Origin of the sequence: Arhodomonas sp. SL1 (assembly GCF_052060015.1) — a bacterium.
Taxonomy (GTDB): Bacteria; Pseudomonadota; Gammaproteobacteria; order Nitrococcales; family Nitrococcaceae; genus Arhodomonas.
The window spans coordinates 250546-263636 of sequence record NZ_JBPODZ010000005.1 but is presented as its reverse complement, the minus strand read 5'-3'; the positions used below and the strand labels follow the sequence as shown (position 1 = coordinate 263636).

The 13091-nt window shown below is 69.9% G+C and carries 12 protein-coding genes; all 12 read right to left on the bottom strand.

Features of this window, described 5'->3' with window-relative positions:
- Window positions 1–2: 2 nt before the first annotated feature.
- Window positions 3–866 (bottom strand): HpcH/HpaI aldolase/citrate lyase family protein, encoded by an 864-nt coding sequence (locus ACQ754_RS09710; protein ID WP_440996822.1) that lies wholly within the window; start codon window positions 864–866, stop codon window positions 3–5.
- Window positions 867–981: 115 nt separating this feature from the next.
- The gene (locus ACQ754_RS09705; protein ID WP_440996821.1) at window positions 982–1806 is read right to left on the bottom strand and encodes an FAS1-like dehydratase domain-containing protein; all 825 of its coding nucleotides are present in this window, start codon (window positions 1804–1806) and stop codon (window positions 982–984) included.
- Complete coding sequence (locus ACQ754_RS09700) at window positions 1799–2932, bottom strand: CaiB/BaiF CoA transferase family protein (protein ID WP_440996820.1); 1134 nt, start codon at window positions 2930–2932, stop codon at window positions 1799–1801. Before ACQ754_RS09700 ends, ACQ754_RS09705 begins: the two co-directional genes overlap by 8 nt.
- 10 nt (window positions 2933–2942) lie before the next feature.
- A complete protein-coding gene (locus ACQ754_RS09695) occupies window positions 2943–4100 on the bottom strand; it encodes an acyl-CoA dehydrogenase family protein (protein ID WP_440996819.1) in 1158 nt (385 codons plus the stop codon).
- Entirely contained in the window at window positions 4097–5710 is a 1614-nt protein-coding gene (locus ACQ754_RS09690; protein WP_440996818.1) for a rhodanese-like domain-containing protein, read from the bottom strand. Before ACQ754_RS09690 ends, ACQ754_RS09695 begins: the two co-directional genes overlap by 4 nt.
- Before the next feature lie 5 nt (window positions 5711–5715).
- The gene (locus ACQ754_RS09685; protein WP_440996817.1) at window positions 5716–6303 is read right to left on the bottom strand and encodes a hypothetical protein; all 588 of its coding nucleotides are present in this window, start codon (window positions 6301–6303) and stop codon (window positions 5716–5718) included.
- A gap of 13 nt (window positions 6304–6316) precedes the next feature.
- Complete coding sequence (gene sdhA, locus ACQ754_RS09680) at window positions 6317–8110, bottom strand: succinate dehydrogenase flavoprotein subunit (RefSeq protein WP_440996816.1); 1794 nt, start codon at window positions 8108–8110, stop codon at window positions 6317–6319.
- Window positions 8111–8283: 173 nt separating this feature from the next.
- A complete protein-coding gene (locus ACQ754_RS09675; protein ID WP_440996815.1) occupies window positions 8284–9033 on the bottom strand; it encodes an SDR family oxidoreductase in 750 nt (249 codons plus the stop codon).
- Between the two features lie 179 nt (window positions 9034–9212).
- Entirely contained in the window at window positions 9213–10688 is a 1476-nt protein-coding gene (locus ACQ754_RS09670) for an aldehyde dehydrogenase family protein (protein ID WP_440996814.1), read from the bottom strand.
- On the bottom strand, window positions 10685–11389 hold the full coding sequence (locus ACQ754_RS09665) for an ABC transporter ATP-binding protein (protein ID WP_440996813.1): 705 nt from the start codon (window positions 11387–11389) through the stop codon (window positions 10685–10687). The genes ACQ754_RS09670 and ACQ754_RS09665 overlap by 4 nt, the downstream gene beginning before the upstream one ends.
- A gap of 3 nt (window positions 11390–11392) precedes the next feature.
- Window positions 11393–12136 (bottom strand): ABC transporter ATP-binding protein, encoded by a 744-nt coding sequence (locus ACQ754_RS09660; protein ID WP_440996812.1) that lies wholly within the window; start codon window positions 12134–12136, stop codon window positions 11393–11395.
- Window positions 12133–13089 (bottom strand): branched-chain amino acid ABC transporter permease, encoded by a 957-nt coding sequence (locus tag ACQ754_RS09655; protein ID WP_440996811.1) that lies wholly within the window; start codon window positions 13087–13089, stop codon window positions 12133–12135. Before ACQ754_RS09655 ends, ACQ754_RS09660 begins: the two co-directional genes overlap by 4 nt.
- Window positions 13090–13091 lie beyond the last annotated feature (2 nt).

Sequence of the window (13091 nt, the reverse complement as noted above, 5' to 3'; positions counted from 1 at the left end):
CCCTAGTCCCGCCGACCGCCGCGGGCGAGTATCGCCCGCGCCCGCTCCAATACCGGCCGGTCCACCATCTGGCCGTCCACGGAGAACACGCGGGCACCCTCGGACGGCGCCGCCTCGACGATGCGCCGCGCCCAAGCGAGCTCCGCCTCACCCACCGAGAACGCCTCGTGGATGGGATCGATCTGCGCGGGATGAATGCAGAATGCCCCCGAGAAGCCCAGCGCCCGCGCGGCGACCAAGTCCTCGCGCAACCGCGGGAGATCGGAATAGTTGCCGATGGAACCCGGGAAGCCCAAGGCCTCGACGCCCGCCGCACGGGCGGTCCAGGCCATACGCCGTGCCGGTTCGGTAAGCAACGCGCGATCCGGTGAGCCGCCCAGATCCAGCGCCAGATCCTCCGGCCCGAGGGCCAGCGCAACGATCCGTTCACTGGCATCGGCGAGCTCCGCGGCGGCAAGCAGACCACGGGCGGTCTCGATCATCCCGATGAGCGGAAGCCCGCCGGCCGAGAGGCCGCGCTCTGCCTCCAACTCGCCGAGGAGACCATCGGTAACCACCGGCTGGTGGCTATGCTCCAACTTGGGCAGCACGATGCCCGCCAAAGCCGGGCCCACGGCCGCCTCTAGGTCCCGGACCTGGTCGCGCAGGCCGGCGTTGACCCGGACCAGCACCGCGACGCCGTTAGCGGCCAGCCGCTCCATGGCGCCAGGCAGCCCGTCCCGGGCGGCGGGGCGGTGCTCGGGCGCCACCGCGTCCTCCAGGTCCAGGATGCAGGCATCGGCCCCGCGGCTGCCGGCCTTGGCCAATAGCCGTTCATTGTCGGCCGGCACGAACAGCAGGGACCGCCAGCCGGGCCACGTTGTCATCTCAGTCCTCCTTCTTCACGGCCGGGACGATGCCGTCATCACCATATCGGCCACGGAGACCACGGATCGCCCGCGGTTGGGCGGCGGCGAGCGTGAGCGCCTAGACCCGATAGGGTCATTCCGCCCGCCCGCTCAGCGCCAGCACCCCATCCGACCGCGTCACCCAAAGCCGTGCGCCGTCACCGTCGGGCACACCGGCGGCGGTGAACGCCATGTCGTCGAATACCGGCGCATGGGAGCGGTACTCGAAATATCGTACGGGCGCGTCCCGATGGCGTTCGGCCAGGTCCACCATCAGGGTGGCCATCAATGGCCCGTGGACCACCAACCCCGGATAGCCCTCCTCGTCGACGCAGTAGCGCCGATCATAATGGATCCGGTGGCTGTTGTAGGTAAGCGCCGAGTAGCGGAACAGCAGCACCGGATCGGGCCGCCACAGCGCCTGCCAGGCCGGCCCCGGCAACTCCCTCGCCGGTTCCCCGGCCCCGCCCACCGGTCGGTGCTCGCGGTAGACGATATCCTGCTGTTCCTCGATGTAGCCGCCACGCTCCCCCTCGATATCGTGGGCGACGGTGACGAACACCAGCTGCCCGCTGCGGCCCTGCTTGGGCACCACATCGGCAACCGTGGAGTACCGAGTCACCCGTTCACCCACCTGCAGGGGCCGGTGCACCGTCATGCGGCTGCCCGCCCACATGCGCTGCTGCACCGGTAGCGCCGGCAGGAACTCGCCCAGGCGCTCGTGACCATCCGGCCCGGAGCGCGAGGCCGCGTACAGTGGGCGGAAGAACAGCCACTGCCAGCAGGGGGGCAACGGCGTGCCATCCGCCGGCAGCTCCGGGCTGCGGTCCAGGGCGGCATTGAAGGCGGCCACGTGCCAGGCATCGATGACGTCATCGCTGGTGCGCTGCCGCCCGATCCATTCGCTGGGGTCAATCATGGCCGAACTCCCGGCGTATGGCCTCCGTGTTCTCGCCGAGCGACGGACAGTGGCCCAGGTGATCGCCGAGCCACCGGGCCTGCACCGGCGGGGCCGGGATCTCAGCGGCATCCCCGTTGGCCAGCTCCACTTGCGCGAGGCGCAATGCCGGATGATCGAGCACGTCCGCCGGCTCGTTGAGCTTGCCATACGCGATCAGCGCGCAGTCGAGGCGGGCGATGAGCTCCGCCTCCGGCAGCCGTGCGGTGACCGCGGCGATGGCCGCCTCCACGCGCTCCCGGTTGGCGGTACGGCGGGCGATACTGGAGAACTGCGGCTCATCGAGGAGCTCCGGGGTCTCGAGCACGTCCCGGCACAGACGCTCCCACTCGCGCTCGTTCTGGATGGAGATCACCACCTCGGTGTCGTCCGCGGTGGGGAAGGCGCCGTAGGGGACGATGGAGGGGTGGCGCATGCCCATGTACTCCGGGGCGCGCCCGGCATAGCGGGTCTGCAACAGCGGCACCGCCATGAGGTCGGCCATGCTCGCGAACAGCGAGGCACTCAGGCGCTCGCCCTCGCCACTGCGCCCCCGTCGGATCAGCGCCTCGAGGATGGCCCCGTAGGCGTTGATGCCGGTGACGATATCGGCGATGGACACGCCGATGCGCCCACGCCCGCTGATGCTGGACAGCCCGCTCTCGGCCTGGACCAGCATGTCGTAGGCGCGCATGCGCGCGTAGTCGTTGTCCTCCCCGTAGCCGGAAATGTTGCAGACGACCAGCCGCGGGTAGCGCTCATGCAACGTCTCCCAGCCATAGCCGAGGCGGTCGATGGCGCCCACGGAGAGGTTCTGCACGAACACGTCGGCGCCGGCGAGCATCCCCTCGAAGACCTCACGGTCGCCATCGGCACGCAGGTCCAGGCAGACGGATTCCTTGCCGTGGTTGGCCCAGACGAAATAGGTGGCCTCGCCCTTGACGTACTCGTCATAGCCCCGGGCGAAGTCGCCTTCGGGGCGCTCGATCTTGATCACCCGCGCCCCGGCATTGGCCAGGCGCGAGGTACACACCGGGGCGGCGACGGCCTGCTCCAGCGAGACCACCACCGTCCCCTCCAGGGGCTTTCCCGGTTCGTGCATGGTCATGGCAGCTCCTTCAGAACGATCGCGGCATCCCCAGGACATGCTCCGAGAGATACGCGAGGATGAGATTGGTGGACACGGGGGCGACCTGGTAGAGCCGGGTCTCGCGCAGCTTGCGCTCGATGTCGTATTCCCGGGCGAAGCCGTAGCCCCCGTGGGTCTGCAGGCAGACGTCGCCGGCGCGCCAGGAGCAATCCGCCGCCAGCAGCTTGGCCATATTGGCCTCGGCACCGCAGCGCTCGCCGGCATCGAAGCGCTCCGCCGCCCGGTGGACCATCAACTCGGCGGCACGCATCTCGGCATAGGAACGGGCAATGGGGAACTGCACCCCTTGGTTGCGGCCGATGGGGCCGCCGAATACCTCGCGCTCGCTGGCATAGGCACTCGCCCGCTCGATGAAGAAGCGCGCGTCGCCGATGCACTCGAAGGCGATGAGGATGCGTTCGGCGTTCATGCCGTCGAGGATGTAGCGGAAGCCCCGCCCCTCCTCGCCGATCAAGGCATCCGCCGGCACCTCCAGGTCATCGAAGAACAGCTCCGTGGTGTGATGGTTCATCATCGTCTCGATGGGCCGCACGGTCAGGCCCTGGCCCACCGCCTCGCGCAGGTCGACGAGGAAGACGCTCAGGCCCTCGGTCTTGCGCGAGACCTGATCCCGCGGCGTAGTCCGCGCCAGCAGGATCATGAGATCGGAGTGCTCCACGCGGCTGATCCAGACCTTCTGGCCGTTGATCACATAGCGCTCGCCCCGGCGCTCGGCGAAGGTGCGGATGGAGGTCGTGTCGGTACCGGCCCCCGGCTCGGTGACGCCGAAGGCCTGCAGGCGCAGCTCGCCGGTGGCGATGGCCGGCAGATAGGCCTGCTTCTGGGCCTCGGAGCCGTGGCGGAGCAGCGTCCCCATGGTGTACATCTGGGCGTGGCAGGCGCCGGGATGGCCACCGGAGCGCGAGATCTCCTCGAGGATCACCCCGGCGGCGGTCAGCCCCAGGCCCGCACCGCCGTATTCCTCGGGGATGAGCACGCCGAGGAAACCGTCCTCGGTGAGCCGGCGCACGAACTCGTCCGGGTAGCCGCGGGTGGCGTCCAGATCCCGCCAGTAGCTACCCGGGAAATCCCCGCACAGGCGGGTTACGGCATCGCGGATCTCGCGAATGGTGTCGGTGTCGGTCATCCGAGCTCCCGTGGGTCGGATCGCCCGCTCGGCCGTTGCGGCTCGAGGCCGTCGACGTCGGCCAGCTCCGCCGGTCCCAGACGCGGCACCAGACCCTGCTCCCATTCCAGGTAGCGGCGGGCGGCGTCCAGGTTGCCGTCATGGCGATCGTGAACGAAGAACAGGCGGTCGATGCAGGCACGATCCGGTGGATCCTCGGGGGTGTGTACCACACTGCCCCCGGCCCGCCGCCAGGCCTCCACCCCCCCGTCGATGAGGGCGACGTCGTCGATACCGCGCTCGCGGAGGTCCTCCGCCACCAATGCCGCCTCGCCCGCGTCGTCAGCGAGCAACCGCACGGCGGTGCGCTCGCGCACCAGCTCGGGGACCACATCACCGAGTCGCGGGCGCAGCAGCCAGCGCGCCCCCTCGGGATGGGCCTCACGGTGGGCACTGCTGGATCGCAGGTCCAGCAGCAAGGGTCCGCTGGGATCACGGCATTCCGCCACCGCCGTGGCCGTCCGGCAGCGGGGCAGCTCCGGCGGCTCGGGGGTCGGGGGAGCGGGGAGGGCCACCGCCTCCGCGGCGGGCAGCAGATGGGCGTCGAAGCCCATGAGCCGCAACCAGTAGGCACACAGGGGGGCACGCGCGCCATCGTCGTCGGCGAGCACCACTCGGGCCCCGGGCACGCCGATCCAGCCTTCCGTGGCCTGCAGGAGCTGGACCCCGGGCGCGCGGGCGGTTCCCGGCAGCGGCGGCTCATCGCCGCCGCCGGGATGGCGCACGTCCAGGCAGTACACCGGCTCCCCGGCGGCACGCCATCGCGTCACGGTGGCGGCATCCACCGCCGTCACGCCCGCCCGCCGCGCCAGGGCGGCGATGCGCTCCCGCCAGGCCGGCGACGGTGCCGGCGGCGCCGTCAGGGGCACCACGTCGTCGGCGCCGTGGTCCCGTTCCAAGCCGGCGAGCTGCCAGCCCATGGTGCCGTTGCGCAAGGCATAGACGGGGTTCGGCACGGCCAGATCCACCAGGGTCTGGGCGGCGATGATCCCCCGGGTCCGGCCGGCGCAGTTGACCACGATGGGAGTGTCCGGATCGTCGACCAGACTCTCCAGCCGGGCGTGGAGCTCGATGCCCGGGCAGCAGCGCGCCCCGGGAATGCTCATGCGGTGGTATTCGGCAACGGGCCGGACGTCGAACAGGTGGAATCGTTGGCCCGCCTCCAGACGCCGGGCCAGTCCCGCGGCGTCGATCATCGGGGTGCCACGACGCTCGGCCACCAGCTCGCCGAAGGCCTTGCTGGGTACGTGGACGCCGGCGAACTCCGAGTAGCCGGCGGCACGCCAGGCCCGCAACCCGCCGTCCAGGCCCATCACCCGACGGTAGCCCAGCGCACGGGCGCGCCGCGCGGCCAGCCGTGCGATGGTCCCGGCCTCGTCTACGAGCACCAAGGGCAGGCCCGGGGCCGGCACCAGGCGCGGCAGCTCCAGCTCGAAGCGCCGCCACGGCAGGGGCACCGCCCGGTAGGGATGGCGCAGGCCGAACTCCCCCGGCTCGCGGACATCCACCAGGGCCAGCGGCTCCCGGGATTGCAGCCTGGCCTGGAGCTCTTGGGGGGTAATCGTGTCCATGGGCCTCAGCGCCGGGTCTGCACGCCCACCGCCATGGGGCGGCAGGTGCCGGAATCGGGGTCAAAGGTCAGCCGGCCGGTCAGCGTCTCCAGGGCACGCCCGTAGAGGTGTAGGTGGCGGATGACCTGCTCGCCACGGATCTCCACGGCGTGAATGTCGTCACCGAGGAGCGCGACGCCGCCGCCGGGACCCACATCCAAGGCACCGGCGGGCTCGACTCGCGCACGACCGGGCTGGGCGCCGTCATCCAGGCGCACGTAGAGCTCGTTGTGCTCGATGCCATTCACCGCCGCCACACAGGCCCAGGTGGTGTGGTTGTGCGGCGGGATTCGCTTACCGGGACGCATGACGTTGAGGTAGAGGGCGTAGCGCCGGTCCGGGTCCTCGTTGATGAGGTAGCGCGCCTGCCGCTCCTCGCCCTCGGGCGGCGGGAAATCCCCCTCTCCCCAGAGCTCACGCTCGGCAGCGAGCTCGATCAGCACCCGCAGCGCCTCCTCCAGGGGGGCGCGCCCATCGGGTTCCCCCGGCAGCAGCCCGCGCACCCGTGCCAGGGTTTCGGTGACGCGTTGCTCGCGCCGCGCCGTTGTGTCCATGGCCGTAACCTCCTCAATACACCCGGGCCACCGGGGGTACCGTTTCCAGTTCGGGGTGGTCCGTGTTCATGCGCACCGGCCGCCGGCCCAGGCGCACCGCGGTACCGCCGTCCAGCCAGTTGAGGCTGTGATGCAGCCACTGCGTGTCGTCCCGATCGGGGTAGTCCTCCCGGGCGTGGGCGCCGCGGCTCTCGGTACGTTCCGCCGCCGCGTGGACCGTGGTGGCCGCACAGCCCAGCAGGTTCTCCAGCTCCAGGGTTTCCACCAGATCCGTATTCCAGACCAGACCGCGGTCGCTGACCGAGACGTCGGCGAAGCCGTCCAGCAGGGCGTCGATGCGCCGGCGACCCTCATCCAGCGTCTCGCCGGTGCGGAAGACGGCAGCGTAGTCCTGCATGTCCCGTTGCATCCGGGCGCGGAGTCGCGCGGTGGGTATATCCCCGCGGGCGTTACGGAGCCGGTCCAGTCGCTCGAGGGCGGGCTCGGAGGCGCTCGTCGGCAGCCTGCCACGATCGGCGCCGGCCTCCCCCAGGATCACGGCGGCGCGCCGGGCCGCCGCCCGGCCGAAGACGATGAGATCCAGCAGGGAATTGGACCCCAGGCGGTTGGCACCATGGACGGAGACGCAGGCGGCCTCTCCGATGGCCATCAGGCCCGGCACCACGGCCTCCGGGTCCCCGTGGTCGGGGGCCACCACCTCCCCGTGCCGGTTGGTGGGGATGCCGCCCATGTTGTAGTGCACCGTCGGCAACACGGGGATAGGCGCACGGGTGACGTCGATCCCGGCGAAGATCCGCGCCGTCTCCACGATCCCCGGTAGGCGCTCGTTGATCACCTCCGCGCCCAGGTGGGCGAGGTGGAGGTGGATGTGATCGCCCTCCGCACCGACCCCGCGGCCCTCACGGATCTCGATGGTCATGGCCCGGCTGACCACATCCCGGGAGGCCAGGTCCTTGGCATTCGGGGCATAGCGCTCCATAAAGCGCTCACCGTCGGCGTTGGTGAGATATCCGCCCTCGCCGCGCACCCCCTCGGTGATCAGGCACCCCGAGCCATAGATGCCGGTGGGGTGGAACTGCACGAATTCCATGTCCTGCAGCGGCAACCCGGCCCGCAGGACCATGCCGGCCCCGTCGCCGGTGCAGGTGTGCGCGGAGGTGCAGGAGAAGTACGCCCGGCCGTAACCGCCGGTGGCGAGCACAGTGACGCGGGCGCGAAAGCGGTGGACCCGGCCCGTGGCAAGCTCCAGGGCGATGACCCCTCGACAGGCACCGCTATCGTCCATGATCAGGTCGATGGCGAAGAACTCGATATAGAACTCCGCCTGGTGCTTCAGCGACTGCTGGTAGAGGGTGTGCAGAATGGCATGCCCGGTGCGATCGGCAGCGGCACAGGCCCGATTGGCGCGGCCCTCGCCGAAACGGGTGCTGTGCCCGCCGAGTGGGCGCTGATAGATCCGGCCGCCCCCCGTTCGCGAGAACGGCACGCCGTAGTGCTCGAGCTCCCGGATCGCCGCTGGCGCCGCCTCGCACATGTGCGCGATGGCGTCCTGGTCACCGAGCCAATCCGAACCCTTGATGGTGTCGTAGGCATGCCAGCGCCAGTCGTCCTCGTCCATGTTCCCGAGCGCCGCCGCTATGCCCCCCTGGGCGGCCACGGTATGGCTGCGGGTGGGGAACACCTTGGTGACGCAGGCGGTATCGAGCCCCTGGGCGGCCATGCCCAGGGTGGCCCGGAGGCCGGCGCCCCCGGCGCCCACGACCACCACGTCGTGGTTGTGCTCGATGATCGGCTCAGCGGCGGACATCGGTCTATCGTTACTCCAGTTCATTCACAGATCGCCCCAGCACGGGACGGTAGGGCCTTCGGGGAGGGGCAATGCGGCGGCGGACACGCTGTGAATACGTCCCTGTACGCTCGACTGCGGCCGTCCCTGGCCGCAGACGGTCCGCCGCCGCACTGTCCCTCCCCGAGCGACGGTCAAACGCAGCGCGCCCCGTCCACCTCCAGCGCCACGCCGCTGATGAACTCCGCCTCGTCGCTGGCCAGATACAGCGCCGCATTGGCCACATCCGAGGGCCGGGACATCCGCCCCAGCGGGATGGTCGCGAGGAACTTCTTGCGGTTCTCCGGTGTGTCCGGCACGCCCATGAAACGCTCGAGCATGCCGGTCTCGCCGATCACCGGGCAGATGGCGTTGACGCGGACGTTCTCCGGGCCGAGCTCCACGGCCATGGACTTGCTGGTCATCAGCGCCGCGCCCTTGCTGCCGTTGTACCAGGTCAGCCCGGGCCGCGGCCGGATGCCGGCGGTGGAGGCGATGTTGATGATGTTGCCGCCGCCGCGCTTACGGAAGTGGGGCACCGCCTCCAGGGTGGCCAGGTAGATGGCCTTGACGTTGACCGAGTAGCAGCGGTCGAAGTCCTCCTCGGTGACATCCATCAACGGTTGGTTGATATGGGTGTAGCCGGCGTTGTTGACGATGGTGTCGAAACCACCGAAGCGCTCGATGGCGGTGTCGATCATCGCCTTCACGTCGGCGCGGTCGGCGACGTCAGCGCGCACGCCAACGGCGCTGTCGCCGATCTCGGCGGCCACCGCCTTGGCGCCGTCCTCGTTGAGGTCGGCGACCACCACCTTCGCGCCCTCCCGGGCGAACACCCGGGCGATCTCCGCGCCGAAACCCGAGGCGGCACCGGTGACCACCGCGATCCTGTCTTGCATCCGCATGGGACTCTCCTCCGTTATTCCATCACTGGTATCGGGGGGACTGGACCGCACGCAGGCGGGACGTATCGGCGCCGGGAGACGCTGTGAATACATCCCTGTACGCTCGGCGGCGGCCGTCCATGGCCGCCGACGCTCCCGGCGCCGATACGTCCCGCCCGCGTGCTCCCTTCATTCGTCCATCACCCGTGATTGAGCACGATGGTCTTGACCACCGAGAACTCACGCAGGGCCTCGAAGCCCTTCTCGCGGCCGTGGCCGCTCTTCTTCATACCGCCAAAGGGCAGCTCGATACCGCCGCCGGCGCCGTAACCGTTGATGAATACCTGGCCGGCGCGCACCTTTCGCGCCATGCGCATCTGCCGGGCCCCGTCGCGAGTCCAGATGCCCGCCACCAGCCCATAGTCCGTGCTGTTCGCAAGCTCAACGGCATCGGCCTCGTCGCGGAAGGGGATCGCACAGAGCACCGGCCCGAAGACCTCCTCGCGGGCGATGGTGTGGTCCCTGGGGACGGGGCCGAGCAGGGTGGGGGCCACGTAGTAGCCCGACGCCGGGGTACCCTCGGCGATGCCGCCACGGGAGATCACCGGGATACCGTCGGCCTCGGCGGCGGTGAGCATGCGCTGCACCCGCTGCTGCTGGTCACGGCTGACCAGGGGGCCGCAGTTGGCGTCGGCATCGTGACTGGCGGTGACCAGGCCGCTGAAGGCCTCCTTGAGCCGCCCCACGAACTCGTCGTAGACGCTCTCCTGGACCAGCACGCGGCTGCCCGCGGAGCAGGTCTGGCCGGCGTTCTGGACGATGGCCTTCTGCACCACCGGCAGCACGGCGTCGAAATCCGCATCCTCGAAGACGATCTGCGGGGACTTGCCGCCGAGCTCCAGCACGCAGCCCACGTGGTTGCGGGCCGTCGCCTGCTGCACCAGGGTCCCGACCTCCGGGGAGCCGGTGAAGGCTAGGAAGTCGATACCCGGGTGCGCGGCCAGCGGCGCCCCGGCCTCCTCGCCCAACCCCGTGACCACGTTGATGGCGCCGGCGGGCAGGCCCGCCTCGATGGCGAGATCGGCGATACGCAGCGGCAGCAGGCACGCCTCCTCGGCAGGCTTGATCACCGTGGCGTTACCCATGGCGAGCGACGGTGCCAGCGAGCGGCCGAACATCTGGGCCGGGTAGTTCCAGGGGATGATGTGGGCCGTCACCCCGAAGGGCTCGCGCAGGGCCATCACCGTGTAGCCCTCCAGGAAGGGGATGGTCTCGCCATGGACCTTGTCCGCCGCCGCGCCGTAATACTCGAAGTAGCGGGCCGCCGCCGCCATGTCCGCCCGGCCCTGGCTGAGCGGCTTGCCGGTATCGCGGCTCTCGAGCTGGGCCAGCTCCTCGGCATTGGCCTGGATCAGCTCGCCGACCTTCATCAGCAGCCGGCCGCGCTCGGTGGCGGTGAGCCGGCCCCAATCACCACGCTCGAAGGCCTCCCGCGCCGCGGCCACCGCCCCGTCCACCTCCGCGGCTCCGCCGCGAGCGATCTGGGCGAACTGGCCGTCGTCCGATGGCGCGTACACGGGGATAGCGCCGCCCCCCGCAGCCGCCCGCCATTCGTTGTTAATAAGAATGCTGACCGCCCCACCCTCCGGCGAGATGTCGAGCCGTTGGCTACTCATGAGACCTCCTCCTCCGCGGCGGGCGGGCCGGCGGCGGCATCGCTGCCACCCTCGGTGACCTCACCGCGTTCGATGACGAATGTGCGATCGGCGAGCTGCCGCAGCAGCGCCGGATTGGATTCCGTGACCAGCAGGGTGATGTCGCGGTCGCGCTCGCGCAGGGTACGAAGCGCTTCCGCGTAGCGGTTCGCCAGTGCCGGGGCCAGGCCCTGGAAGGGCTCGTCGAGCAGCACCACCTTGGTGCCGATCATCAGCGCCCGGCCCAGTGCCACCATCTTGCCCTGCCCGCCGCTGACGTTACCGGCCGGGCGTTCCGCCAGTTCCCGGAGCTCCGGCAGGACCTCGTAGATCCCTTCCAGACGGCGCCGGATCTCCTCCGCCGGGACCTTTGCCGCCCGGGCCGGAAGCAGGATGTTCTCGCGAACATTGAAGGCCGCGAAAAGGCGCCGGTCTTCCGGGGCATAACCGATGCCCAGCCCCGGACGCTCGTGGGCGGGCACCGCGTCCAGGCATTGATCCCCCAGGTAGAGCGAGCCACTCTCCGGCGCGACGAACCCCATCACCGTGCGCAGGGTGGTGGTCTTGCCCGCGCCGTTGCGGCCGATGAGCGCCGCCGTGGTCCCCGGCTGGAGGGTGAAACCGAGCCCGCGCAACACCTGTACGCCCTGGATACGCGCATTGATACCGTCAAATCGCAACATGGCCTACAACCCAATGACGTCGCGTTGCACGCCCGCGTCGGCCAGTACCTCCGCGGGGGTCCCTTCGATGCGGATCTTGCCGGCGTCCCAGACCGCCACCCGCTCGGCATAGCGCTCCACCATCTCCATGTCGTGCTCGACGAACACGGCAGTGACCTTCTGGTGCGCCAGCACGCCGATCAGGGTGTCCATGATCTGGAACTTCTCCTGGGAGCTCACCCCGCTGGTGGGCTCGTCCATGAGCAGCACCCGGGGCTTGAGCGCCAGCGCCAGCGCGATATCGATGAGCTTGCGCTGGCCCTCGGGCAGGGCGGTGACCACCTGACCGGCGAGATCCGCCACCCCCATGAGCTCCAGTAGATCGAGCATTTCCCGGCGGGCCCCGGAGGCCGACATCGGCCGCCACAGCGAGCGCACCCGGTCCCGGGCAGAGGCGGCGATGAGCATGTTCTCGATCACCGTGTGCTCGAGGAAGAGCTGTGGGATCTGGAATGCCCGTGCGATGCCGCGCTGGGTGATCCAGCGCGGGCTGCGCCCCGTGATCTCCGTGCCGTCGAAGTGCACCGTGCCCGCCTTGGGCCGGAGATAACCGGTGCAGATATTCAGGAACGTGGTCTTGCCGGCCCCGTTGGGCCCGATGATGGCGAGGTGGTCCGACTCCCGCACGGAGAGGTCCACACCATCGGCGGCCTTCACGCCACCGAACTCGATCTGCAAGCCCCGCGCCTCGATCAGTGCCTCGCTCATGGCGCCACCCTCCCTGCCGCCACCACACGTCCCCTCACCCGCCGCCACAGGCCCACCAGGCCCTCGGAGGCGAACAGCACGATGACGAGCAGCGCCGCACCGAGCAACAGCTGCCACATGCCGGCGGCGTAGGCCGCGGCGTACATGCGCACGCCCTCGTAGACCAGGGCGCCGGCGAAGGCACCCACTACGTGGCCGGCACCCCCGAGAATGGCGATGAACACGAACTCACCCGAGCGCACCCAGAAGGCGTACTCCGGCGTCACCAGCCCCTGCATCGCCGCCGCCAACACGCCGCCGACACCGGCGAGCATGGCCGAGATGACGTAGGCCACCAGCAGGATGCCGCGGGGGCTGACCCCGAGGTATTCAAGGCGCGTCTCGTTGGTCTTGATCGCCGCCAGCGCCTGGCCCGGTGCCGAGCGCAGATAACGATGGACCAGGTAGGTGAGCACCACGGCCACGCCGAGGGCGACGTAAAACAGGGCGTACTCGAAGGGCTGGCGCTCCAATTCCACGCCCAGGATGGTGGGCCGCGGCAGGGTCAGCCCGTCGCTGCCGCCCGTGTAGTGGTAGAACTTCTCCAGGATCGCGTAGAAGACCATGGAAAAGGCCAGGTTCAGCATGCCGAAGAAGATATACCGGTAGCGCACCACGAACAGCCCGACCAGCAGGCCGAGCACGCCGCTGCCGAACGCCCCGATCACCAGCAGGGTGATGAGCTCACCGCCGCTCAACGCCCGGGCGGCGAATGCAGCCACGTACGCACTGGCGGCAAAGAACAGGGCGTGACCGAAAGAGACCTGGCCGGCCCGGAGTAACACGACGATGCCGAGCACCGCCAGGCCCTTGGCCAGGGCGAGCACCAGGAAGGTCTTGCTCCACGGGGCGATCAGGGGCAGTACCGCGATCAGCGCCACCGCCAGTATCAGCAGGAGTCGACTGCCGCGCATAG

What these genes read in the sequence shown, in the direction of transcription:
- ACQ754_RS09675 (WP_440996815.1), bottom strand. Translation starts at nt 9,033, where the DNA reads ATGCGGATGCAAGACAGGATCGCGGTGGTCACCGGTGCCGCCTCGGGT.
- ACQ754_RS09690 (WP_440996818.1), bottom strand. Translation starts at nt 5,710, where the DNA reads ATGGACACGATTACCCCCCAAGAGCTCCAGGCCAGGCTGCAATCCCGG.
- ACQ754_RS09695 (WP_440996819.1), bottom strand. Translation starts at nt 4,100, where the DNA reads ATGACCGACACCGACACCATTCGCGAGATCCGCGATGCCGTAACCCGC.
- sdhA (WP_440996816.1), bottom strand. Translation starts at nt 8,110, where the DNA reads ATGTCCGCCGCTGAGCCGATCATCGAGCACAACCACGACGTGGTGGTC.
- ACQ754_RS09705 (WP_440996821.1), bottom strand. Translation starts at nt 1,806, where the DNA reads ATGATTGACCCCAGCGAATGGATCGGGCGGCAGCGCACCAGCGATGAC.
- ACQ754_RS09670 (WP_440996814.1), bottom strand. Translation starts at nt 10,688, where the DNA reads ATGAGTAGCCAACGGCTCGACATCTCGCCGGAGGGTGGGGCGGTCAGC.
- ACQ754_RS09710 (WP_440996822.1), bottom strand. Translation starts at nt 866, where the DNA reads ATGACAACGTGGCCCGGCTGGCGGTCCCTGCTGTTCGTGCCGGCCGAC.
- ACQ754_RS09655 (WP_440996811.1), bottom strand. Translation starts at nt 13,089, where the DNA reads ATGCGCGGCAGTCGACTCCTGCTGATACTGGCGGTGGCGCTGATCGCG.
- ACQ754_RS09685 (WP_440996817.1), bottom strand. Translation starts at nt 6,303, where the DNA reads ATGGACACAACGGCGCGGCGCGAGCAACGCGTCACCGAAACCCTGGCA.
- ACQ754_RS09665 (WP_440996813.1), bottom strand. Translation starts at nt 11,389, where the DNA reads ATGTTGCGATTTGACGGTATCAATGCGCGTATCCAGGGCGTACAGGTG.
- ACQ754_RS09660 (WP_440996812.1), bottom strand. Translation starts at nt 12,136, where the DNA reads ATGAGCGAGGCACTGATCGAGGCGCGGGGCTTGCAGATCGAGTTCGGT.
- ACQ754_RS09700 (WP_440996820.1), bottom strand. Translation starts at nt 2,932, where the DNA reads ATGACCATGCACGAACCGGGAAAGCCCCTGGAGGGGACGGTGGTGGTC.